Source organism: Acidimicrobiia bacterium (genome assembly GCA_040881685.1).
Classification (GTDB): domain Bacteria; phylum Actinomycetota; class Acidimicrobiia; order IMCC26256; family PALSA-555; genus SHVJ01.
On sequence record JBBECS010000003.1, the window covers coordinates 1 to 23,371 of the forward strand.

Genomic DNA, 23,371 nt, shown 5'->3' on the forward strand with positions numbered 1-23,371 from the left:
TGCCTGTTTGTCGTGGGGCCGGAAGGGATCGAACCTTCGACCGAGGGATTATGAGCGGGACCAAAGCGTTCGTTCCTGTCTGCTCGCGTGCGCATCCGTTGCTACATAAGCACACGCGCGCACTCGTCGTGCACGTGCGACAGGTGCGCCACGCCAACTCGGTGTCAAACCGGTGTCAAGAATCGCAGTTCCGCTCGGGCGCCAGGACAGCACGCTGACGCACCTCAGCGTGACAAGTTGTTCCTCGAGTACGAGGACCCCCGAGACGTCGATTTTGCGCGGGCGCGACCCGGGCATCGCAAGGCTGGACTCAGGCTTCGCCGACCAGCCTTCTGAAATAGGCGGTAGTGAAGGGAAGTTGAGCGAGGGTTGACAAGAGCACTGCGAGGGCAGTGAGGCGCGTCGATTCGAAGGCCGCGAGCACCGCGGTAGTGGCACCGGCGCAGCCGACGATGATCCAGGGCATGCGGACGAGCAGCGGGTGGCTGCGGCGCCATACTTCATCGAAGTAACCCTTGAACAAGTGAGCGAGCGAAGCAGTGCCTCCTTCCGCGCTTTCGCACACAAGTCGTTCTCCCTCAGTTCCACGACCGTTCGGAATCCGGAAGGTAACAAGGGCAAGCCGACGCGGAGCATCTCGTCTGTCGGTCGCGAGCGTCCCTCTGAGAAGAGTCTCGCGGCGGTTGCGGCCATATCTTCGGATCTTGATACGGACTCGACCCTGGGTCTTGAGTTTCATCTCGTTTGTCAGGGCCATCAACTCGTTCATGCCTTCGCGCACGGAACCGATGTGACCGACACGCGCAGCTCCCTCGATCAATCGCTCATCAGCGTCCTCGCGGAACACAAGTACACGAAGTTCGAAGCTTGCTCCTTCTCTCGCAAGGCCGCGGACTGTGTCCGTCAGGTTTGTAGAGAGGCCGTGATAAGCGAAGCAACGGACGATCCCACCGTCACGCGCGGCATCCAGAGTTTCGCGGATGCTCTGGTCGCCGCCCACTTTCGCGATCCCCTCATGACGAACTAGCGGGTGTGATCCAGACACACGCCGGTCCTGACCGTCGAGCCACTCGCGAATCTCCGTCGGCACGGAGTATTCGCGCTCAAGCTCACCGAGGGTCTGGATCCGCCACCTCGCTATGCGCTGCGTCTCGGCGAACTGCACCTCCGTCTCTTCGAGCACAATCATCTGAGCGTCGACCAGTTGGTCGAGGCCCAACCTGACCGCCTCGGGTCCGATCCCGTACAGTTCAGGAGAAGCAACGACCGTCGCCTTGAGTTCATCGAGATCATTCGCTGCTGGCATCATCACATCGACACTTCCGCGCTTTGCGAAGTACGCGAGCAGAGGACGCAGCGCGGGCGAGTGTCGCTTACCAGCAATCGCAACAAGGTCGAAGAGCGCTCTAGCCACGGTGCTCTCGTCCACACGCCCACCCCTGTGATCTGAACTCTCGTGGCCTATCGGATGTCGTCCTCAGTTAGACGCTTCGTCTCGTGATCGAGCGCCAAATCCTCATGCCAGTCGTCGGGCTCACCAGGGCCGTGTTTGACCGTGTGAATGACTGCTCCCGCCGGTAGGTACACGTTGTGTGAAATCCCTGGCCGTGTCGTGACGATGTCTCCCGGATGCTTACGTCCTGGCCGCATGTCGCCATCGATCTGCTCGACGAAACCCATCCAGCCTTCCTGGACGATATAGGTCTCCATGACGCTGTCGTGATAGTGCGCGTTCTGCCAGGCGCCATCATCGGATGCGATGGTGCGGATGTATCCGGAACCGTCGGCGTGCATTAACCGGAATCGCAGTTCTCCGTTGAGCATCACGCTGAAAGACACCTGGATTCCGTGCGCCTCGAGTTCTGCCTCGTCTATGGGGGTCATCGTCGTCTCTTCACCCTTTCGAGACCGGCGCTTGTTGTTCGTTTGCCATCATCTCACCTTTTGATTACCGAGCGACATGCCCGTTCCGGAAGCGACTTCGCCGACGCACGCCTGCGTGATCGCACTGGACCGCGGCCACAACCAGCCGCGGCCCGCCGATCTCTATGAAACGAGCCTGCCTTCTCGAAGGCTGCGCGTGACGCGTCGTTCGATCCCGTCGAATTGCGGCACGTCGGCGAGGTGCTCACCGAGCTCTTCCTGCCAGCGCCGCTCGTATTCGGTGAGCCGCGCTCGATATCGAGCCTCGAAGAGCGCTGGATCGATGCCGCGATGGCGTGCCTTCGCCTCGAAACGGAGAGCGGCTTCAGAGGGGTCGACTGCAAGGATCTCGAACATGGCATGGAGGTCAAAGAGGTCACGGCATTGGAGTCTCTGGATCACGCAGCGGAGCTTCTCGCCAGCGATCTCAGACTCCGAGTACACGGTGAGGTCGTGCTTCATTTCCAGGTCGGGCCACCGCGGGAGCAACCGAGCTTGGCGAGTCTCGATGATGAGTTCGTCGTCGGCCAGATCAAGCTTGATCGAGCGCTCTCTACCAAGCGGGCCGACGAAGCGGATACGTGGCGGTGTTCTCTCGTCGAGCTCGAACATCTCGAAGCCAATTTCAGCCTTCGCGTCGTTGAGGACACGCTCGACGAGTCCGAGAGCTTGTGGCTTGCCGATACCCACGAGAGAGAAGTCGAGGTCGGCCGAGTAGCGACACTCGTCCAGATAGCAGTAGCGCAGCGCGGTGCCGCCCTTGAAGACCAGTCGTTGCTCATCGAGGCGAGTGAGCGCGGCGAGCATGTGGGCCAGCGCGTAGTCGCGCTCGACGGTCTGTGCGGAAACACCGTCGGCATCCGCGCGACGCGTGATCTGAGCCGGCGTGATCATCGGTACAGCGACGCTCGAAGTTCGTCGGGTTCGCGATTCCAACGGACCCACCAATGTGAGTCGCGCCACACGGCTCGACCTCGGCTCGGTGGTTCCAGATCGAGATCGGCACTTGGGGTCCGCAGCGGCTGGAGGCGAAACGCGAGCCCCTCGATCTCGAGGCGGTCCGCGATCGAGCCGATTCGACGCAACGCTGGCCCCCACTCGAGCTCCTGGGCAAGGTCCGTCAACCGCACCGAATCAACCTTGGGTGCGGCCGCCGCAAGTGCCTCGGCAACCAGTGACGCGCCGCCGACCAGCTCGGGACGCGCAGCCGCGTCGAGCAACGCGCGTTCGAGGCCCGAGATCCAGGACGGACCGTCGCGCTCGGCGCCAACATGCACGCTGCTCACAGGTTCGACGATCGTGCGGAGCTTCCGTCCTGACAGGGACTCCATCCGCACCCGGCGCGCGACGGCGATCTGTATCGTCCGCGCCGGATGCACGAGCAGTCCCAACTCGTCGAGTGCGCTGCGGTATCCGATCCGGTGCGGCACCCCGGGAAGGGCCGCGGCGACGGCGACGGCCAAGTTCTCGGCAGCAGCACGCGTCCCAAGGACGCCGAGGTTGCGGATCGCATAGCTCCCCGGGCGAAGCCGCTCGAGGAGCCCGGCATCGGTGAGGCGGCGCAGCAGGTTTGATGCCGCCTGGGGCGAGATCCCGAGCCGTGTGCGAACCAGATCAGCGGTCAGGGCTTTCGAGCCCTCCGCGACCAATTCGTCGAGCAGTGCAATCCCTCGATCTTGTGTCTTCATGGCACCTATTCACGATTCTTATGAACTACTGGCACCTAGAGACTAGATGACTAGTTTCGCAATGGCAAGCGTTCATGATATTCGTGAACTAACGACCGACTACCACAAAATTCTACCGGACCGGGCCCCAGGTCCCGCCATCGAGCGAGGTGGTCGGCCGCCTGGTGCTACAGCTGGTCCAGTTCGATCGAAGTCGGGACTCCTTCGGCAGACTCGAGCGCCGCGGGTAGGCGCTGAGCTACTGCAGCTTCGAGCCGAATCATGGTGTCTACGGTTGAGTCGATTACTTGATCCCAGTCTTCCGCATCGGCCCATCCCCCTTCAGCGAGGTCAACCACGATCTTGCGCGACCGATTCGACTCCTTCGCCTCCCACTCGAGCGCGCCCCCAAAATCGGCCTCAATCTCGGCGCGGTGGGCCACGAGCGACTGGAAGATCGCATCAGTCTCGGCCTCACGACCTGCGCCCCGCTCGATCCAGACAATCACGCGGGTTCCATGTTCGCGAACTCCGTAGACCCAGCCAACGCCACCTACCTGTCTCGACAAATACGGACCCTTCTTCGGTAGCAGCCCGATGTGCAGAGGCGTCTTCTCTGCGGCTCGGTCGAGGAGTCGCTCGAAGAAAGCTCTGCGCGCCGAATCACGTTCGCTGTCCTCGCGCTTGGTCGCCGCAATCTTCCTCGTCTCCTCTGACGGGCCGACGATCCTTGTCAGCAAGGGCGCGGGGTCGGATTTCCCAATGCGTATGGCTTCCAACTTGAAGAGCCAGACAGAGGCGGACGAGGAGTCGTTGAGCCAGGCGACCGCACGGACATGCTCAGGCCGGGGGTCGCCAACAATCCAGATCGCTCGCGACGCCTCGTACGCAGCGAGGTACGTCAGCACCTTCCCAAGATGGTCATGATCGGATCTTTCCAGTTGATTCTCGATCACGACCGTTTCCCCATCTTCATCCTCAGCAATGAGGTCCACGGAAAATGCGCCGGCCGGCTGTTCGCGCCGAACAGATTCTGGGACGATCGGGATATCCAAGTGCTCGTTGAGAACATCGATGTTCCGTTCGAGCCACGTGGTGAAGTCAAGAGCCTCGTGCTTCCACACTTCTCGCACTGGCGCGCGGATGATCCGACCGATGCTCATCTGAGCGGCGACCTGAACTTCGACGGCTGTAGCACGAAGATCACCCTTCTCATTCAGTTGGCGCGACGAGGGTTCAACGTGTGGAAACGATTGTCGCATTACTCATTGACGGCGGCCAGACGACGAAGCCACTCGCCTCCTTCACCTATGCGGCCATTGCGTCAGTAGTTCTCCCGGATGTACGAGTAAGCGCGATCGAAGAGTTCGCCAGTAGTCGGGAGAGCGTGCTTCGCGAGGGTCTTGCGAAGCTCGACCCGCACTTGCCGGTCGCCGGGCTGGCTGGTCTGCCAGCCGGTGAAGCGGACCTGTTTGACGATCGCGTCGACATCGGTGACGACCTGTTCGACGATGACGGGTACGTCGGGTGGGGCGTACTCCCTAAGGATCTGCGTGAGCGCGCCGAGCTTCGGGTCGGGAAGGAGCGCGAGCGCTTCAGGTCCGCCTTCGTCCTCTGCCCGCTCCGCGGCCGTGACCTCGCGAGCCACTTCGAGGAGCTCACGCAGGAACTCGATCGACGCCTCGGCGCGCCCGATCTGGGCCTTCCGCAGGCGCTCGAGCCGTTCCGAGAGCTCCACCCAATAGGGATGTCCGCTGCCCTCCAGGCGGCGACGGATCCGGGCCCCGATCGTGTCGATGGCTTCGCCAACGGTCATCGGCTCGCGTTCGGCTGGCACGCGCGTGCCGTCGAGCGCGAGCTGGCGAATCGCATCGATGGTTTCGGCATCGACGATCACCTCGTCCAGCCCGGTTCCCGTAACCCGCACGCCCCCGATGTGGCCGTGCACAAGTTCGAGCGTCTTCGCGCCGAGACGATGCCACAGCAGCGCGTTACTCACGCCCGTCGGCTGGACGCTTTCGTACACCTGTGCCAACCACCGGTAATCCACCCGATGGTGCTCCAACGCCGCGTTCGGATCAAGGAACTCCCACAGCCCCTGCACAGTGAGGTACTCACGTGCGAACGCGTCGCGCGCCTCGCCCGGAGGGACGCGCTGCTGCGCAGCCATGAGAGCGGCGAAGGATCCATCGGTTCGGTCAAGACCATCGAAACGGGCGAGCGCAGTCTCCAACTGGGTCTCGAACTCGGCGAACAGGTCATCGACATCCACGGGGCGTCGACCACCTCGCTCGGGATCGGCGTCGCGTAGTGCCGCAGCAATCTGATTTCCAAGGCCGACATAATCAACGACGAGCCCGTACAGCTTCTCCTGCCCAGTGGCCGGGTTCGTCCACCGCCGGTTGGTACGACAGATCGCCTGGAACAAGGTGTGGAGCCGCAGCGGCTTGTCGAGGTACATCACACCCTCGATCGGAGCGTCGAACCCGGTGAGCAGTTTGGCCGTTACGACGAGCAGACGCAGCGGGTCGGTGTGGTCGGAGAACCGGGCCTTGACCCTGGCTTCCTCTTCGCGTTCGAGTGCAAACCGCTCCCGCCAATCCTTGGGTTCATCCTTGCCGGTGCCCACCGTCATCACGACGACTACCTCGTTGTCCTCGTGCCGGCCGCGTTCGGCAAATAGCCGAGTGAGCTCGTCGTGGTAGGCGACACACAACTCCCGGTCGTATGCAACGACTTGAGCCTTGAGCCCGAGCGGCGCGACCTTGCGCAGGTAGTGCTCAATGATGTCCTCGCACACCGCGTTGACGCGTGCCGGATTGAGCATGAACGTTCGGAGGCTGGTGGCCCGATCGGCGAGCAGCTCGCGTTCTTCGTCGGACAGGCCTTCTTCGCCGGCCATCGCGGCAAAGGCTTCGTCGAGCCGCTCGCGATCCACGTGGAAGTCGACGAGGCGTGTCTCCACGTGCACGGGAACGCTGGATCCGTCGGAGATCGACCGTTCGATCGTGTAGCGGTTGAGAACCCAACCCGGATCGAGCGGGTCGCCGAAGAGCTTGAACGTGTTGCGGTCCTTATCGGAGATCGGCGTACCGGTGAGGCCGAAGAACTGGGCGTTCGGGAGTGCGGTGCGCAGGTCGTCACCGAGACGACCTTCCTGGGTGCGGTGCGCCTCGTCGACCATCACGATCAGGTTGGCCCGCTCGTTGAGCAGCCCCGCGCCCTCGAATTTGAAGATCGTTGTGACGATCACGCCGGGGGTGCTCTCGGCGAGCAGACGCTGCAGATCGTCCTTCGAGCCGGCGACCTTGAGGCGTGGCATCCCCGCGGTCTGGAACTGCCGGGCGGTCTGCTCCACGAGATCGACTCGGTCGAGCACGATCACCACCGTCGGACCATGGAGTCGCTTGTCGTTGAGGAGTTGCAGCGCGGCGAACGCCATGAGCAGCGTCTTTCCGGTGCCCTGGTAGTGCCAGATCAGACCCTGGCGACGGTCGGGCGAGAGCACTCGGGTGTGAATCGCCTCGACGCCCTCCACCTGCGGGTAGCGCGGGATGATCTTTGTGAGCTGCGGACGACCGTCACGCACTGGACGGTCGAACAACGTGAAGTCACGCAGGATCGACAGGATGCGCGCCGGGTTCAACAGCAGCTCGACCGACCTCATGACGCGGGCACCGCCCGTCAGGTCGAACGGGTCTGACGTCGAGCCCCACATCAGCCAATGCTCGGCAAGCTGGTTCACCGCGCCGTAGTGGAACTCTCGCCCTTCGGTCGCGAACGAGAGCACGTTCGGTCCGAAGAACGGCGCACACTCGTCCTCGTACACGTCGTGCACGTCTCGGGCGCCGTTGAGCCACGACTTGCTGGCATCCGTTGCCGGCTTCGTTTCACCGACGACGAGCGGAAAGCCGTTGACCCATAGCACGATGTCGAAGCGGCGTGCGTGTGGGGCTTGACCGAACGTCACCTCATCGGAGACGACGAGTCGGTTGCGCTCCGGGTGCTCGAAGTCAATGAGATGGACCGACTCGTAGGTTTCAGTGCCCACGTACTTGATCGTCGAGTGTCCGCGCAGCCACGTCGTCATGCGTTCGTTCGCCGCGACGAGACCGTTCGTTGCCGCGGTGAGCAGCGCGGCGCGGATCATCGGGAGCACCTCGTCGACCCGCGAAGGGTTCTCGGCGATCAGCGGGTTCAGACGCACCAGTGCAGCCTCGACCTCGGGCTCGATGACCGAGGAATACACCGTACGATCGAGCTCAGACCCCGGTACGTGCGTCCAACCGAGCGCGACAAGTCGCTCCACGATCGCCGCCTGCACCGTCTCCCGCTCCGAGAAGCTCACGCCGACCTTAGAAGCCGGTCGTAGAACTCCGGGATCTCGTGCTTGCCGGACAGGAGATCGCCGAGGAGCGCGGTGCGGAGATCGGCGAGGGCGGCGTGTTCCCGCTCGGATTCGGAGATCACTTCCGAGAGCGCGTTGGTCCGATGGACGACCTCAGCGCGGACCTCATCAGGTGCCCACGGGACAAGCACCTGCTTGAGCCAGCGTACGGCAATGTTGCCAAGCCCGGTCGTTCCGCTCGCTGCGTCGCTGATCGCGTGCTGCGTTGATGGAGATCTGAGGAAGCAGTACAGGTAGTCGGTGCTGCTCGGATCGTGTGGCTTCATAGCAATCTGGAATGCGGAAACGGCATGACCCTCGGCCTCTGGCGGCACGCGGTACACGTTGCCGATTCGCGCTCGGTTGCCGTTCGTGCGAATCATGACAATGCTCGAAGAGTCGAGCCGCACAGTTTTCGTCGGCAGTGCTGCTACATGCGCTCGCTCATCAAGGACCACGCGACCGTCCGGGCGCGTGTTTGTGATCTTTAGCACCGGGATGGTGCCCGAATCCGGTTCGCGCCGCTCCTGCTCGGCTTTCCACGACGGACCAGAGGTCATGCTGACGAGGTCACCGAGTGGAATGAGTGGCCCGTCAGTCCGTGCACATTCGGACAACGACGCGGCGAGCGCGAGCCGGAGCGTCTTGGTCGCGGAGAGCGTTGCTTCGACTACCTCATCTACAGCCGCAACGAGGTCCACGATCCGGCGCTGCTCGGCGAGTGGTGGCAAAGGTACGAGTGTGTCGAGGAGCACCTGTTGGTTGAGCGTCCGATTGCGGCCTGCCGAGCCCGGCGACGCAACTTGGAGTATCCGCCGCCCCAACTCCGTCTCGAAGAGCAGTCGCAGATAGTGGGCATCGCATTCGGTGTCTCTCGCGACGTAGGTGGCAAACCGGTGCGATCCGCAGCGCCCATCGTCATCGGGTCCTGCAACCGCAACCGCACCCTCCCACGCAAACACGATGTTCAGAATGAGATCGTGTTCGCGAATTTCAAAGACTTTCTTTGTTCCGAGTTCGGCGCCTGTCACTGCAGCCTTGTGAAAGATTCCCTTGCCGTGTGACCGGATGCCGATCTGCATGTACTCCGTGGTCGCTTGCACGGGCAGCGGCCGCCGTACGCGCTCCATTACCTCACCGAGGCGCACGTTACGCATAGCCGGCCTCGCGGAGCCGCTCATCCAGCCGAGCTTCGGCGTCCCGTAGCGCGGCTTGTGCCTCGCGCAGCTCCGCGAGCACGGTCGCGACATCGACGGTCTCCGTCGCGGCGGCGCGCAGGTAGCGCCCGAGGTTGAGGTCCCAGCCGTTCTCCTTGATCTCGGCGTGTTCGACGAGTCGCACGGCAACGCCGCGGTCGCCATCCGGATCGTCACCGGTGCGGTACGCGGTGAGGATCGCGTCGACATCGGCGTCCATGAGCTGGTTCTGGTTGCGGCCCTTGGTGAAGCACGCCGAGCCGTCGACCATCAGCACCGCGCCCCGCCGCTCCTTCGTCTTCACCGCGCGGAAGATCAGCAGGCACGCAGGGATCGACGTCGAGTAGAAGAGGTTCGGCGGCAGGCCAATCACCGCGTCCAACTGGTCCTTCTCGAGCAGGCACTGACGAATGCGCGCTTCCACACCGCCGCGGAACAGCACGCCGTGCGGCATCACCACACCGACCCGTCCCGTCTCTGGGCGCATCGAGGCGACCATGTGCTCGACCCAGGCGAAGTCGGCGTTGCCGGCTGGCGGCACGCCGCAGATCGCGCGCGGGTCGGCCGTCCAGGTGTCTGCACCCCAGTTCTTGAGGGAGAACGGCGGATTGGCGATCACCACGTCGAAGCGCTCGTGCGCGCCTTCATGATCGCGAAAGGCAGGGTCGCGCAGCGTGTCGCCACGCAGGATGCGAAAGTCCTCGAGCTCGTGGAGGTAAAGGTTCATTCGCGCGATGGCGGAGGTCGTGAGGTTGACCTCCTGGCCGAATAGGCGCAGCGTGCGCGGATCGCCACCGGCCTCGCGCACCGCGGTGATCGTCTCCACGAGCATTCCGCCGGAACCGCACGCCGGGTCGCAGATCGTCTCGTCCGCTGCGGGGTCGAGGAGGTGCACGAGAAGGCGCACGACGGCGCGTGGGGTGAAGAACTCGCCGGCCTTCTTGCCACTCTCGTCGGCGAACTGCTTGAGCAGGTACTCGTACGCCGCGCCGAGCATGTCGTGCGACACCACGTCGGGATTGAGCGTCAACCCGTCGAAGGTGTCGATGAGGTTGAGCAGCGACGGCTCGGGAAGGCGTTCCTTGTTGCCCCACGCCACGTCGCCGAAGATGCCGGCGAGCTTGTCGGGGTTGGCCTCGGCGAGCCGATCGAGGATCCGCTGGAGCGCCACGCCGACGTTGGTGGAGACGGCGCGTAGGTCGGCCCAGTGGCAGCCGTCGGGCACGTCGAAGCGGTGGTAGTCGGCCTCGACCTCAGGGGAGGTGGCGCCACCGAAGTCGGCGAGGGCGTAAGCGTGCTCAAGGTCCCACGTGTCGCTGATCCACTTGAAGAAGAGGATCGGGAAGACGTACGCCTTGAAGTCCGCCGGATCCACCGGCCCGCGCAACGAGTTGGCGGCCTCCCACAGGCGCGCTTCGAGGTCGGCCAGCGTGAGGCTCGGGGAAGTATCCGCCACAGAACCAGCAGGCTAGAGGCCCGATGGGACACGCACGCTCTGCTTCGAGGCAGCACAAGTTCATTGCCGACTCCCGAACAGCTTCGCGATACACCACATCAGGCTGCACGCTGCGCTACTCATGCATGCACGGTCCCGGCACCGCATGTCCACGGGTGTGTTGTGGTGGGTATATCGAGGCTTAGCCAGGGAGCAGCCAGAGATGCGTGGCAAGCCGCTTGCGTCTGGGGACGGAAAGACGAAATGCCGCGCCTGCATCGTTGTGCCATCTGGAACTCTGAGGCAATGAGCGAAGGCCCTTCTCTCGAGATCCGTGATCAGCACCTCATTTCGAAGGTCTTGCTGAAGCAATGGGCGCGGGGAGGTGTTCTGTCGCGTGTCAGTTTGCGATTCGGCACCGTGCAGAAGCGATCACCGAAAGCAGAAGGATTCGAACCCTGGTACGTACGCGGCCATGAATCGGTTCGCCTGGAACAAGTGTGGAAGACGACCGAAGACCGCGTACCTGAGGCGCTTGCCGCTGCCACTGCCGGCACCCTGTTCCAAAGCAGAACCAATATCGGGGTCATCAAGGATCTGCTTGCCCTTCATGCCGTGCGATCACGGCAGATGGCGGACATGTGGCAGCGGTCACTTGCTCGATCAGAGCACAAGACACGCATCGCATCGCTGCTCGAGTTGATCAGCGACGAGGAGGTGCTCGCAGCGCACTTCCGTGCGCGTACAGGCTTAGAACCCGGAGGTTCGGCCACTTTGATCGCCGAACGGGACTACTTGCTCGATGAACTTGAGCTTCGGCTTGGCAGAGGCGGTGCCGGGTTCGCGAGCGCGTTGGAGGAACAGTTTCAACAGATGCGCGACTACTTGGCCGTTCGCGGCTTGGAGATTGGCATTGCACAGACGAGCGAACTCGTCATCGGCGACAACCCAGCTCTGACGTATGACAAGGACAACGGCAAGATCGGGTTCCTTCAAGGAGCTCGCCTTGGCGAGGCGGACTCGTTTGTCTTGCCACTTGGACCGCAGCATGTGGTAGGTGGCGGTGGGGACAACGTGTACCGCGAGCTTCAGGAACACGCAGTCGCATTTCTGAACGAGATGCAACTGCTCGGCTCACAGCGAAGGGTCTATTGCACGCCTGACGGGAGCGGACTTGATTGGGTGCTTACCCGAAGAACTGAGATCCTCGCGACAGTTCAAGACTCTTCAAGCGGCGAGCACGGCGCCTAGGTCGCTCGCGCTGCACCTGCCTGACTCACGCGGCCTTGCCTACGCGCGGGACGAGCGACACAAAGCGGCGAACGGCCTCGTCGACTTGCATGGATGTTTCGGCAGTGGGCGAATGAATTCGCGCGAGGCGCAGTAGATGCGCCTCGAACGGTGCATCGTTGTCATCCATTTGCCACCTGCCGAAGATGCCCGGTGCTTCCCAACCGGTTGCGCCGAGCAGAAGCGCAAATTCGAACTCCTCGACGCTGCAAAGAAACTTCGATGTGCGATCTGGGCGGCGCTCTCGTAGACGTCGCAAGAAGAGGGGGCTGTGAGGAACCGGGGTATCGGTCACTACTGCAACAGTTGCGCTCCGCGGCTCCGGAAGGTTGAGTTCGTTGGTCACGTCCCGAAGCCGATCGATTGTGGAAAATGCCTGATCCGCCTCAGCTTGGTATCGCTCAGCGAGGTCATTAATGCTCTCAATATCCCCCGCGGCAATGCCCCGAGAAAGCGACATGAGAGATACCTCCACCGCCAGATAGGAGTGGCCATAGCCAATGAGCGCATCGCAGTGCCGAGTGTTCCCAAGAATGTTCCCTATTGCGTCTGCGCCAACGACGACGTGACGGTCAGTGACTCTTTCGATCAGATCCAGCGTGTAGGCCTCGAACATCTTTCCCACGAAACCTAGAAGTGGCTGCACACCACCGAACTCAGACGGCAACACGAACTTGTACAGATCCACGGCGCGTTCAGCAGTGAGTTGGATCGTTAACGGCATCAAGCGCCCATCCGCTAGTTCGATTACCGGACGATTCCGTAGCGCAAGCGAATCGGTCTGCGGAAGGGTTCCGAGACCGCCATACTGTGCGCCAATCTCCTTGCGCACCGCGCCTTGCAAGTCTTCGATGGTCGCAACGCAATTCGTTCGGAACGCTGTTCGAAAAGCCTCGGCGAGCTGAACGTTCTCGCCTTCGACGTCGCATTCGAATGGATCTGTCAATGCAGGCCCCGTCGTCGAACCGATCTCCGAAGCAATCCACCACCGAATGCACATCAACCACACGCCTGCGAGCCAACCTTCAATCGACACGTGCAGAGCTGAGGCAAACGCGTGGCGCAACTGTGAAGGCTTGGCTGCACTGTCGGCCACCGAGGGATGGTCATCTTTGGTGCTCCAGATCGTCAACCATCGCTCGAGCATTGCCAGCCAGGGGCTCCCAGTATGAAACCGAAACCCAAGAGCAGTGATGAAGCCGAGGATCCGGTCAACTGTCGGCTCCTGCTGGTCGGCCCCGTGGAAGTCCTCATGCAGCATCCAGCACGCGAGCAGGATCTCATCGACTGCGGGCGCGCTATCTGCACTGAGGCAATTGAACCACGCCCGCCCGAGAAGCGACGCGTCATCTTGGGCGTCGGCGGTCCACGTCGCGAAGCCGAGGCGTTGCTCGTCCGAAACAGCAAGCATCTCACGAAGAATCCAAAGCACGCCTCGCGGGTGGTAGATCAGGTGGCCCGCGCCACCCTCGGCACGCAACCGGTCGCGGATCAGGGGCGGCGGGTCCATCTTCCCGACGATGTGCGCCTGCAACCGAGGATCGAGGCCATACCGATCCACCAACACTGAGAGGTTGGCGAGCAATTCAATGAGTTGGTGCACCGGTGCCCGACACAAGACACTCCAGGCGACGCGTTGCCGGACCGAGAAGTCGTAGGCGCAACCAATGGAAGATGGCGTGCAAAGCAATTTCATGCGCCACTCGTTGCGGAGCCGTCTATCCCGCGCCTCGTCCGCGGGAATGAGCAGCGGAACGTCAGGGTCTTCAATCCACAACGGATTGATCCCGGCCCCAATGTCTTGGGGCAACAAGAAGAACTTCTGCGCCTGCATGCCCTGGGGAAGCAGCATGCGAAGTCGCGCGAAGGCGCCAGTCAGCCACGGCGGGCTTTCGTCGAACGGCACTTGAATCGAGTCGACCATGTCGTTCGGTGCTGGAACCGGAAAGCGACAGATGTGAAGGGCCGGCCCTTGGTACGTCGGCAACGCCACTCTGACGATGGAGTCGTCGGCTTTTTGTCCCATCGCTGGCTCCGGTCGGATTACAGGCATGTAGTTCGACAGAGTATCGAGCGGGTGTGACAGGTCGGGCGGCGATTACGAGGCGCTCGACCGCGGGCTGCGCGCGAGCGCGCCTGGAGCAAGCTGATTGAGGCTCCCCACTCACGGAGCCCCTGCCCTCTCATCGCGACCGAGGACCGCAGCTCGCACGTAATCCCGCCCCAAGTACCAGCGCCATACACAAGTGGAGGTCACGCCCTTTGGGCGTGACCTCCGGTCCCCGGGACCGGGTACCGGTGGTCCCGGCCCCAGTTTTCTCCGCGCCGGGACTCTGACCGGGACCTCCAACGGGACGCCACGGGCGCATCCTCTCGACGTCCAGTGCTCTCACATCGGGAGGAACCATGACCGTCCAGTCCACGCATGCCGCGCCGATCGCGTTCTCCGTGGCCGAGGTGGCGGAGCTGCTCGGGTGCAGCAGCGACACCGTCCGCCGGATGATCGCCTCGGGACAGCTGCGGGCCGTGCAGCCGCTCGGGAAGGGTGGCCGGGTCTTCGTCGGTCGATCGCAGATCGAGGCCTTGTTCGAGCGAGCCTCGTCGGAGGTTGCCTGAACCGTGACCCCGGCTAGCGGTCAGGTCCCGACTCGGCTTGCAACTCGCCGATCAGCGCGTCGTGGAGCTCGTCGTCCGTGTCCCGGCGGTGATGCCACATGCTGCTCTCGTGCACGAGCCGCTTCGCATCGGCCAAGGGCAAGCGGAGGATCTCAACACTCGCTCGGATGCAGTCGATCTTGGAGTACCCCTCAGCGCGGAGCGTCTGCATGACGGCGTCCCATCGATTGCCGTCGGCCCACATTTCGGCTGCACGCTCGATCGCATCCATCCTCACGACGGGCTCTCGTCCATTCCTACGCGGCCGACTGGATGATGAGCGCCAAGACCTCGCGGTCGATCATCACTCGTTCAGGAATCGTGATCGTGATCGGCGTGGCTTGATCGATCAAGGCCTTGGCATTCACGAGCGTGATCCCGACGAGCTTCTCGTCGACGTCGTAGCGCAGCCCATGTCCCTCCGGGGACTCGTCGAAGTCGACCCCATGCTCCGGATTGCCGGCGTGCAGGTAGAGCACGTCGGCCTTCACGTCGTAGTCGACACGATCAAACGTGGTGGTTCCGATTGTGATGCTCATCGCGATGTCTCCGAACGACCTCTGGTCTCACAGCGTACGACCACCTTGAGCCCACGGATCGTGCAGTTCACCCTACGTGCCGAATGTCGGACGTCGCGGTCGGCGTCGGAGCTTCGTCGGCTTGGTGTCGACAGCCACTTCGTCGAGGATCGCGGCGACCGCCTCCGCGGCCTTGCGGTCGGCACCGGCGATCGCGTGGCCGTAGACATCGAGGGTCATGCGCGCGCTGGCGTGGCCGACGCGCTCGGCAACGTCACGAACCGGAAGACCGGCGCCGAGGGCCTGTGTGACGTGCCAGTGGCGCAGGTCATGGAGACGCGCCTGGACCTTCAAGCGGCGGGCGATCCGTCGGAACCGCTCGGACAGCATGCTCGGGTGCAGCGGTTCCGTTCCGGCGGGGTGCTCGGAGCACACGTAGGCCTCGTCGACGAGCGCGACGCCGATTGCCAGCGCGAGCTCGGCCTGCGCGGTGCGACGGGAGCGCAGCATCGCCAGCGTCTCGTCGTCGAGAGAAACCCGACGCACCTGATGCGTCTTCGGGTCCTTGGCGGTGAGTCGGTGGTCGAGCTCGACGATCGAGCGGCGGATCACGAGGCTGGCGGCGTCGAGGTCGATGTCGGACCAACGGATGCCGCACACTTCGCCGCGCCGCGCCCCGGTGAGCGCGGCGAGTCGGATCGCCAGCGCAGTTGGCGCGCCATCCGCCTCAGCCTCGGCGAGGATTCGGGCAACCTGCGCCGGTGTCGGCGGCACCATCTCCCGCCGCACGATCTTGGGCGGGGTGGCCAGCGCGGCGGGGTTGTCCTTGATCCAGCCCCACCGCTGCGCCTGCACGAGCGCACGGCGGATCACCGCGTGCACCTGGCGCACCGTGGCGGGCGCGAGGGGGCGGCCGCCTTTTCCACCGGACTCGCGCAGCTGTCGGTAGAGGCGGTCGAGCATCGCCGTCGTGAGCTTGTCGACGCGCACCCGGCCGATGGCCGGCACGATGTTGCGGGCGATGTAGAGCCGGTAGCCGTGCGCGGTGTGCGGCGAGAGATCGGGCGCGGCGTGCTCCATCCAGCGGTCAAGCAGCTCGGCGACCGTGATACGGATGTCGCGGTGTTCCCCGGCGCCGACCTCGAGCAGCAGCCTCGCCTCGAGCTCGCGGGCTTCCTTGGACGGGCGCTTCTGACCGGGCAGCGCGCGTACCGAGGCGCGCACGCGCCGCTCGCGGCCGGTGTCGGGGTCAGCGCCCGCGTAGACCGTCACCTGCCAGCGGTTGCCATGGCGGCGGATCACGGTGACACCGACCACTCGGTGCCAAACCGGTGACAAACGCGATTCGCGCCGCCGTCAGAAGTCCGAGATCGTTGTGGGAGTAGTGGGGCCGGAAGGGATCGAACCTTCGACCGAGGGATTATGAGTCCCCTGCTCTGACCACTGAGCTACGGCCCCGCTGCATCGTATGCAGCGTCAGACGCGCAGGACCTCGTGTTCGGTGCTGTAGAACGCGCCGGGTTGGGGACCGCCCGAGATGACGTGCAGCCGTCTGCCAACGCCGATCACCGCGAGGCCGTGGCGCGGGACGCGGAGATCCGCGACGTGGACCCAGGTGCCGTCCTGCAGGCACTCGATCGACGGGATCGTGCCCGCGGCTTCCTCGCCGCCAGCGGCGCACGGCACGCCGCCCGCGGCCGACGCAGCGTTGCCGCCGCGGGAGAACTGGAGGTCCGGCGCGGGTTCCCACTCGCCGCCGACGCCCCGACGCGTCACGACGAGCATCTCGACAGACGTCTGGTTCTGCGGGTTCCGTCCGCCGATGGCGTAGACGTGCTGCCCGACGACCGCCGAGCCAAGGTGCTCACGAGGGATCGCGAGATCGGGGCCGGGTATCCACTTGTCAGCTTCAGGATCGTAGAGCTCGGTCGAGCGCAGCACACCGGACGTATCGATACCACCGATCGCGAGGAGTCGACCCTTCACCGCGACGGCGCTGAGCGCGCCGCGGGGTGTGGTCATGTCAGCGACGCGCGCCCACTGCGATACGGGACTGTCGAGCCGCCACACTTCGGCGGTCGGCGTCGACAGCGTCGTCGTGTAGCCACCAACGAGGTAGAGCGCGCCGTCGAGCACGACGATCGGCGCATGGTCGCGTAAGCCCGGGAGATCGGGACCCTCGGACCAGGTCTCGGTGCGCAGGTCGTACAAGAAGAGATCGCTCGTCGCGTTGTAGCCCGCACCCCCGCTTTGGATCAGCCCGCCACTCACGGCGAGGTATCGACCCCAGCGCGCGCCGCCGACCTCGGTGCGGCCTGGCTTCGGCAACGGCGCCGCGTCGGTCGTCTCCACCAGCCCGGCACTTGCGGTCGGTACGAAGAGCGCCAGCAGGGCGAAACCCGCGACGAGACCGAACGGCAGACACCGACGCATGCGAAGGATGCGCTACGCCTCTCCGAGGAAGTCGCGCAGGCGCTGTGAGCGAGTGGGGTGCTTGAGCTTCGAGATCGTCTTCGACTCGATCTGGCGGATCCGCTCCCTGGTGACGCCGAACTCCTTGCCAACCTCTTCGAGCGTGCGGACCTGACCATCGTCGAGCCCGAAGCGCAGTCGCATCACCTGCTGCTCGCGCGGGTTGAGCTCGTTGAGCGCCATCTCGATCTCTTCCTTCAGCCGCTCGCGCTCGGCGGCTGAGTCGGGTGACACCGCGCTCTCGTCGGCGACGAAGTCACCGAGGTAGCTGTCGTCCTCCTCGCCGACGGGCGTCTCGAGCGACAGCGGCTCTTGAGAGATGCGCTGGATCTCGCGCACCTTGTCGGGAGTCATGTCGACCTTGCGCGCGACCTCTTCGACGGTCGGCTCGCGTCCGAGCTCTTGGAGCATGGCCCGCTGGACGCGCAAGACCTTGTTCATCGTCTCGACCATGTGCACCGGGATGCGGATCGTGCGGGCCTGGTCGGCGATCGCCCGGGTGATCGCCTGGCGGATCCACCACGTGGCGTACGTGGAGAACTTGAAGCCCTTCGAATAGTCGAACTTCTCGACCGCCCGGATGAGCCCGAGGTTGCCCTCCTGCACCAGGTCGAGCAGCGCCATGCCCCGGCCCACGTACCGCTTGGCGATCGACACCACCAGCCGGAGGTTGGCCTCGGTGAGCTGGCGCTTGGCGAGCGCGCCGTCCTCCACGATGGCCTGCTCGTTGGCCAGCTGCTCGGCGCTCATCCCCTGGTCAGCCTGGGCCTCGAGCCGCTCGGCCGCCTGCATGCCCGCCTCCAGGCGCTTCGCGAGCGTGACCTCCTGCTCGGCGGTGAGCAACGAGACCTTGCCGATCTCCTTGAGGTACATGCGGACGGGGTCGAAGCTGCTCGACTCGCCTCGGTCACGTGGACCCTGGGGCCCGTCGAGACGCTCGGCCGCGCTGCGGCGCACCCGGGGTCGCGTCGCCGCGGCGTCGCCCGGTCGGACGGCGGTGCTGCGACCACCTTCACCGTGACGGGCGCGACCGCCGTCGCCCGACTCACCTTCTCGTTGCGCGTCCTCGCGCTGGAGCTCTTCGACGATCTCGTCGACCACTTCGATGTCACGAGCACGGAAGCGGTCGTAGATCGCAGCGAGCTCCGCCGTCTCGGGCTCGAGTGTGTGCAACGCGGTGAAGATCTCTGCTGACGTGACGAAACCGCGGCTTGCGACGCGCGTTATCAGTGCTTCAATCGCTGGGTTCTCATCGGATCCCGTGGCCGCGATGTCGGGTTCCGTCAAACGCTCTGCTCCACCACCTCGGGCGCGGATGCTCGCGCCGCTTCGACGACCCACCCTACCAAGCGCTCTGCCACGACCCGCGCGCTCTCCCAGTCGCCGACCTCGCGGTCGTGCGCGAGCGCGTCGAGGTCGGCTTTGATCAGACTTGCCCGGTCGTCACCATCGCGACGTAGCTGCTCGAGCAGCTGCTGCGCGGCCGGCCACACCGTGTTCACCATGAGTCGCGATCGCATCACGGGGCGTTCGTCGTCAGCAGCTGGCTCCTCGACCGCGAGTCGCTCGAGCAGCTCACGTACGGGACCTTGCGCTGACGCGAGCGCCTCGTGGAAGTCATGTGTGGACACGAGCAGCTCGTACGCCTCGCGTGCGGTGGGATCGAGCAGCAGCGGTTCGTCGAGCCAGTCGGCCACGACCTCGGGCTCGTGGATGACCCAACGCAGGAGATCAACCTCGCGACGATCGACGACCGGCGCGCTCGGTGGCAGCGTTGCATCGGCGTCATCGGGCGGCGGGCCGGCGTCTCGTGCGGGCCGACTGTCACGCGGTCGGTCTTTCGCGCGCGCAACCTCACCACGGAGTGTGTCGGCATCGATCTCGAGTCGCCCGGCCAGCTCCATCACATACTGGTCGCGCACGAGCTCGCTCGGGTGCTCGGCGACGATCGCCGCCGCGATCCCAGCGGCGCGTCCGCGCCCCTCGTGCGTCGACAGGTCGGCGGCGGCCAGCGCGCGATCGAGCCGGAAGCGCAGGAACGGTTGCGCCTGCTCGAGCGAGACCAACAGTCTCGGTCGGTCTTGGGTCCAGAGGTCGCCGGGATCCTGCCCCGGGGGCAGGTCGGCCACCCGTACCGAGAGGTCGTAGGTCTGCTCCCAGCGGTACCACTGCCCGGCCGCGCCCTGCCCTGCGGAGTCGGAGTCGTAGGCCAGGGTGATGTTTCGGGTGAGGTTCTTCAGCGCCCGCACATGGTCATCGGCCAAGGCGGTACCGCAGGTCGCAATGGCATTGGGCGCACCGGCGAGCGCGTACGCCATCACGTCGGTGTAGCCCTCGCAGATCACCACGTCGCCGCGGGCCACGATCGCCTCTTTGGCCCAATGCAATCCGTAGAGCAATCGAGACTTCTGGTACACGACCGAGTCGGGCGAGTTCTTGTACTTCGGTCCGTCGTCGGTGAGCGAGCGGCCGCCGAAGCCGACCGGTTCACCGCGCACGTCGTGGATCGGGAACAGCAGTCGACCGCGGAACTGGTCTTGGAGTCGGTTGGCCTTGTTCACGAAGGCGAGACCGGCGCCGATGATGTCTTCGCGCGAGAACTTCTTCTCCTGTTGGAGCCACCGGCTCAACGCGTCCCACCCATCCGGCGCCCACCCCAGCAGGAACTGGCGCGCCGCGTCGCCGTCGAAGCCGCGGCTGCGCAGGTACTTCCGGGCTTGCCCACCTTGCGGGTCATCGAGCAAGAGACGGTGAGAGAAGTCGATCGCCGCGCCGACCGCTTCACTCAACCGACCCTTTCGCGACCGGTCCTTGGCCTGGCTGCGGTCGTCGTAGCGCAGCTGGACGCCGGCGCGCTGCGCGAGCCGCTCGACCGCGTCCACGAAGTCGAGGTGCTCGGTCTCGCGCACCCAGGTGATCGCGTCACCCGACTTTCCGCAACCGAAACATTTGAAGATGCCCATCGTCGGGTTCACACCGAACGACGGGGTCTTCTCTTGGTGGAACGGGCACAAGCCTTGGTAGCGCTGCCCTACCCGCTTCAGCGTGACCTGCTCGCCGATGAGCGAGACGAGGTCGGTCGAGTCACGAACCCGAGCGATGTCCTCGTCGACGATCCCCATCGCGGCTCAGGCTACGTGGCGCGCGACGTCACACGAGCCAGCGACCATCGCGCATGAGGGTCCGGCCGTCGATCTCGTCGGTCTCCCTCCAGGCCTGCACGCGCTGCGGGCGAAGTCGCAGGTAGACCCACTCCCCGTCGTTCCACGCCGGGTCCCAACCGCAGTGATCGAGGAAGCCGGTGCGGACCACTTCGGGTGCATCGGCCAGCGGCACCAGCTCGATCGGCCCGTCGATCATGACGACGTCGCGGGTGGTCCCGACCGCGATCCTCGCCCGACCCGACGCCGCCGCGTTGCGGGCGGTCGGTGCGGTCGCGGTGGTCGTCACCGTGACGGTCTCGCCGTCCCACCAGAGGCTGAGCGGCACGAGGTGCGCCTGTCCGGTGGGATCCGCAGTCGCGACCCACACGTCCTTCTCGCTCGCGAGCGTCGCGAGCGTGTCGGCCTTTCGCGCCTCCGACGAGCGAGGTGTCAACGCCTCAGACCCCGCGGGGCAGGTCGTCGGGACGCCAGCCGAGGAGCTCGACGCCGAGTCCGAGGGCGAAACGGTCGGTCATGCCGCTCACGTAGTGCACGGCGAGGGCCGCGGCCTCGGGCGACGCGGGCTCGACGGTCAAACCCTCCGGCTCGGGCAGGCGGCGGGGCGCATCGGCGAAGTGGTCGACGAGACCCTGGAGCAGGCGCACCACCCGCTCAGCCTGGCGGCGTGCCGCGGGGCGTAGGTAGATGCGCTCGAAGTTGAAGTCGCGAAAGCGCGCGAGCGCGTCGGCGGCGGGCTCGGTCATGCCGACGTGGCCGGTGCGGTCGATCGCGTCGAGGGCCGCAAGCACGAACGCTCCAACCTGGTCGGAGCGCCGGGAACCGACGACCTGGCGAACCTCGGCGGGGAGATCTTCGGGCTCCAGGATGCCGGCACGAACCGCGTCTTCGAAGTCGTGGCAGACATAAGCGATGCGGTCGGCCCACGCCACGACCTCACCTTCGGGCGTGGCCGGCGCGGGCCGGCGCCACGAGTGGTTGCGCACACCGTCGAGCGTGGGCGCGCACAGGTTGAGCTCGGCGAGCGTCACGTCGGCCCCATAGACCGCGTGGTCGTAGCCGGTGCCAGGAAGATACGGAGAGAACGCGCCTTCTGACGCGTGGCCGGCGGGGCCGTGCCCACAGTCGTGCGCGAGCGCGATTGCTTCGGTGAGCGGGAGACAGAGGTTGGCGGCGCGGGCGATGCCCACCGCGACCTGCGCCACCTCTACCGCGTGCGTGAGTCGGGTGCGGAGATGATCGTCGGCCGGCGCGATGAACACCTGACACTTGCCGGCGAGGCGTCGCCACGGCCGCGAGTGCTTGATGCGGTCGAGGTCGCGCTCGAAGCAGAGCCGGTACGGGTCGGGCTCCTCGGCGCGGGCGCGCTCCCCCGCCCCGATCGGGCGGGTGGCGCCGGGAGCGAGAGTGGCGGCGAGCTCGATCTCGCGCTCCTCCCGCGACTTGAGCGGCCCGCCAACGAAGGCGTGCGAACCGGCATGGGCCCGCTGAACGGTCAGTTCGGGAAGAAGGGCGGTCTCGAGGTCCATAGGCCGAGGGTACCGGCGGGGTGTGACACCGGAGGCAGGCGGGACAGGCCTGCCTCCCCCCGCCCTACTCAGCAGTTGCCCCGGGACCGTCGGCGCCGAGCACCGCATGCGCCGCGGCGAGTCGGGCGATCGGCACGCGATACGGGGAGCACGACACGTAGTCGAGGCCAACCTCGTGGCAGAACTGCACCGACGCTGGATCGCCACCGTGCTCGCCGCAGATGCCGAGCTTGAGGTCGGCGCGTGCGCCCCGACCAAGCTCGATCGCGCTGCGCATCAGCTGGCCGACACCGCCGATGTCGAGCGTCTCGAAGGGGTTGGCGACGAGGAGCCCCAGCTCCAGGTACTGCGACATGAAGCGACCTTCGACGTCATCGCGCGAGAAGCCGAACACCATCTGGGTGAGGTCGTTCGTGCCGAACGAGAAGAACTCGGAGACGCTGGCGATCTCGTCGGCTACGAGACACGCGCGGGGTGTCTCCACCATGGTGCCGACGAGGTAGTCGTTGTACCCGAGCTCCTCGGCGACCTCGCGCACCCAGCTCACCGCGAGCGACAGCTCGGGCTCCGACACAGAGAGTGGGATCATGATCTCGACCTGCGGGTCGCCACCCGCGGCCTTTCGTTCGGCCGCGGCCTCGAGCAACGCCCGCACCTGCGTGCGGTAGAGCCCGGGCTTGAGCACACCGAGTCGCACGCCGCGCGTGCCGAGCATCGGGTTCGCCTCACGCCACTGATGGGCGGCGTGGAGCAGCACGCGACCCTTCTCGTCGAGCTCGCCGCGGGCGTCGCTCACGATGAGCTCTTCGATGTCGGGCAGGAACTCGTGCAGCGGCGGGTCGAGAAGACGGACCGTGACCGGCAGTCCATCCATCGCCTCGAGAATCCCGACGAAGTCGAGACGCTGCTGCTCACCGAGCTCACGCAGGACTTGCTCCTCCTCGGCCTCCTCTGAAGCCAGGATGAACCGCTGCACGAGCGGCAGGCGGTCACCGAGGAACATGTGCTCCGTGCGACACAGGCCGATCCCTTCGGCGCCGTAACGGCGCGCCACCTCGGCATCGTGCGGCAGGTCGGCGTTCGTACGCACCCGCAGCCGGCGAAACTCGTCGGCCCACCCGAGGATCGTGTCGAAGGG

20 protein-coding genes and 1 tRNA gene are annotated in these 23,371 nt (G+C 65.1%); 2 read left to right on the plus strand and 19 right to left on the minus strand.

Features of this window, described 5'->3' with window-relative positions; translation table 11 throughout:
- Positions 1-310 precede the first annotated feature (310 nt).
- The 8 genes from WEE69_01170 to WEE69_01205 form a co-directional block, all read right to left on the minus strand.
- On the minus strand, positions 311-1,429 hold the full coding sequence (locus WEE69_01170; protein ID MEX1143904.1) for a hypothetical protein: 1,119 nt from the start codon (positions 1,427-1,429) through the stop codon (positions 311-313).
- Between the two features lie 32 nt (positions 1,430-1,461).
- The gene (locus WEE69_01175; protein ID MEX1143905.1) at positions 1,462-1,884 is read right to left on the minus strand and encodes a hypothetical protein; all 423 of its coding nucleotides are present in this window, start codon (positions 1,882-1,884) and stop codon (positions 1,462-1,464) included.
- Positions 1,885-2,046: 162 nt separating this feature from the next.
- Positions 2,047-2,817 (minus strand): nucleotidyl transferase AbiEii/AbiGii toxin family protein, encoded by a 771-nt coding sequence (locus WEE69_01180; protein MEX1143906.1) that lies wholly within the window; start codon positions 2,815-2,817, stop codon positions 2,047-2,049.
- Positions 2,814-3,611 (minus strand): MarR family transcriptional regulator, encoded by a 798-nt coding sequence (locus WEE69_01185; GenBank protein MEX1143907.1) that lies wholly within the window; start codon positions 3,609-3,611, stop codon positions 2,814-2,816. The genes WEE69_01180 and WEE69_01185 overlap by 4 nt, the downstream gene beginning before the upstream one ends.
- Before the next feature lie 167 nt (positions 3,612-3,778).
- A complete protein-coding gene (locus WEE69_01190) occupies positions 3,779-4,753 on the minus strand; it encodes a DUF4268 domain-containing protein (GenBank protein MEX1143908.1) in 975 nt (324 codons plus the stop codon).
- Positions 4,754-4,914: 161 nt separating this feature from the next.
- The gene (locus WEE69_01195; protein MEX1143909.1) at positions 4,915-7,938 is read right to left on the minus strand and encodes an HsdR family type I site-specific deoxyribonuclease; all 3,024 of its coding nucleotides are present in this window, start codon (positions 7,936-7,938) and stop codon (positions 4,915-4,917) included.
- Complete coding sequence (locus WEE69_01200; protein ID MEX1143910.1) at positions 7,935-9,080, minus strand: hypothetical protein; 1,146 nt, start codon at positions 9,078-9,080, stop codon at positions 7,935-7,937. The genes WEE69_01195 and WEE69_01200 overlap by 4 nt, the downstream gene beginning before the upstream one ends.
- 46 nt (positions 9,081-9,126) lie before the next feature.
- Positions 9,127-10,629: a class I SAM-dependent DNA methyltransferase gene (locus WEE69_01205; GenBank protein ID MEX1143911.1), complete on the minus strand. Its 1,503-nt coding sequence runs from the start codon at positions 10,627-10,629 to the stop codon at positions 9,127-9,129.
- Positions 10,630-10,914: 285 nt separating this feature from the next.
- Here WEE69_01205 and WEE69_01210 point away from each other — a divergent pair, with 285 nt between their 5' ends.
- A complete protein-coding gene (locus WEE69_01210; protein ID MEX1143912.1) occupies positions 10,915-11,859 on the plus strand; it encodes a DUF4238 domain-containing protein in 945 nt (314 codons plus the stop codon).
- A gap of 25 nt (positions 11,860-11,884) precedes the next feature.
- Here WEE69_01210 and WEE69_01215 read toward each other — a convergent pair whose 3' ends face one another.
- The gene (locus WEE69_01215; GenBank protein ID MEX1143913.1) at positions 11,885-13,924 is read right to left on the minus strand and encodes a hypothetical protein; all 2,040 of its coding nucleotides are present in this window, start codon (positions 13,922-13,924) and stop codon (positions 11,885-11,887) included.
- 380 nt (positions 13,925-14,304) lie between these two features.
- On the opposite strand from WEE69_01215, the gene WEE69_01220 reads away from it, so the two are divergent.
- A complete protein-coding gene (locus WEE69_01220) occupies positions 14,305-14,514 on the plus strand; it encodes a helix-turn-helix domain-containing protein (GenBank protein MEX1143914.1) in 210 nt (69 codons plus the stop codon).
- Between the two features lie 13 nt (positions 14,515-14,527).
- Here WEE69_01220 and WEE69_01225 read toward each other — a convergent pair whose 3' ends face one another.
- From WEE69_01225 to WEE69_01270, 10 genes are all read right to left on the minus strand, one after another.
- Positions 14,528-14,791, minus strand: coding sequence for a hypothetical protein (locus WEE69_01225; GenBank protein ID MEX1143915.1), 264 nt, complete (start codon positions 14,789-14,791; stop codon positions 14,528-14,530).
- Between the two features lie 19 nt (positions 14,792-14,810).
- The gene (locus tag WEE69_01230; protein ID MEX1143916.1) at positions 14,811-15,092 is read right to left on the minus strand and encodes a DUF2283 domain-containing protein; all 282 of its coding nucleotides are present in this window, start codon (positions 15,090-15,092) and stop codon (positions 14,811-14,813) included.
- A gap of 72 nt (positions 15,093-15,164) precedes the next feature.
- Positions 15,165-16,373: a site-specific integrase gene (locus WEE69_01235; GenBank protein ID MEX1143917.1), complete on the minus strand. Its 1,209-nt coding sequence runs from the start codon at positions 16,371-16,373 to the stop codon at positions 15,165-15,167.
- Positions 16,374-16,456: 83 nt separating this feature from the next.
- Positions 16,457-16,529: transfer RNA gene (locus WEE69_01240), tRNA-Ile, on the minus strand.
- 18 nt (positions 16,530-16,547) lie between these two features.
- Complete coding sequence (locus tag WEE69_01245; GenBank protein MEX1143918.1) at positions 16,548-17,504, minus strand: hypothetical protein; 957 nt, start codon at positions 17,502-17,504, stop codon at positions 16,548-16,550.
- A gap of 12 nt (positions 17,505-17,516) precedes the next feature.
- A complete protein-coding gene (gene rpoD / locus WEE69_01250; GenBank protein ID MEX1143919.1) occupies positions 17,517-18,830 on the minus strand; it encodes an RNA polymerase sigma factor RpoD in 1,314 nt (437 codons plus the stop codon).
- Positions 18,827-20,665, minus strand: coding sequence for a DNA primase (dnaG, locus tag WEE69_01255; GenBank protein ID MEX1143920.1), 1,839 nt, complete (start codon positions 20,663-20,665; stop codon positions 18,827-18,829). The genes rpoD and dnaG overlap by 4 nt, the downstream gene beginning before the upstream one ends.
- A gap of 28 nt (positions 20,666-20,693) precedes the next feature.
- Positions 20,694-21,140 (minus strand): pyridoxamine 5'-phosphate oxidase family protein, encoded by a 447-nt coding sequence (locus tag WEE69_01260; GenBank protein MEX1143921.1) that lies wholly within the window; start codon positions 21,138-21,140, stop codon positions 20,694-20,696.
- Positions 21,141-21,144: 4 nt separating this feature from the next.
- The gene (locus WEE69_01265; protein MEX1143922.1) at positions 21,145-22,233 is read right to left on the minus strand and encodes an HD domain-containing protein; all 1,089 of its coding nucleotides are present in this window, start codon (positions 22,231-22,233) and stop codon (positions 21,145-21,147) included.
- 64 nt (positions 22,234-22,297) lie between these two features.
- The coding region (locus tag WEE69_01270) for a putative PEP-binding protein (protein ID MEX1143923.1) at positions 22,298-23,371 on the minus strand (1,074 nt) is incomplete at its 5' end.

Coding starts and splice junctions, on each gene's coding strand:
- WEE69_01175 (MEX1143905.1), bottom strand. CDS start 1,884: ATGACCCCCATAGACGAGGCAGAACTCGAGGCGCACGGAATCCAGGTG.
- WEE69_01180 (MEX1143906.1), bottom strand. CDS start 2,817: ATGATCACGCCGGCTCAGATCACGCGTCGCGCGGATGCCGACGGTGTT.
- WEE69_01185 (MEX1143907.1), bottom strand. CDS start 3,611: ATGAAGACACAAGATCGAGGGATTGCACTGCTCGACGAATTGGTCGCG.
- WEE69_01190 (MEX1143908.1), bottom strand. CDS start 4,753: ATGAGCATCGGTCGGATCATCCGCGCGCCAGTGCGAGAAGTGTGGAAG.
- WEE69_01210 (MEX1143912.1), top strand. CDS start 10,915: ATGAGCGAAGGCCCTTCTCTCGAGATCCGTGATCAGCACCTCATTTCG.
- WEE69_01215 (MEX1143913.1), bottom strand. CDS start 13,924: ATGGGACAAAAAGCCGACGACTCCATCGTCAGAGTGGCGTTGCCGACG.
- WEE69_01220 (MEX1143914.1), top strand. CDS start 14,305: ATGACCGTCCAGTCCACGCATGCCGCGCCGATCGCGTTCTCCGTGGCC.
- WEE69_01230 (MEX1143916.1), bottom strand. CDS start 15,092: ATGAGCATCACAATCGGAACCACCACGTTTGATCGTGTCGACTACGAC.
- WEE69_01245 (MEX1143918.1), bottom strand. CDS start 17,504: ATGCGTCGGTGTCTGCCGTTCGGTCTCGTCGCGGGTTTCGCCCTGCTG.
- dnaG (MEX1143920.1), bottom strand. CDS start 20,665: ATGGGGATCGTCGACGAGGACATCGCTCGGGTTCGTGACTCGACCGAC.
- WEE69_01265 (MEX1143922.1), bottom strand. CDS start 22,233: ATGGACCTCGAGACCGCCCTTCTTCCCGAACTGACCGTTCAGCGGGCC.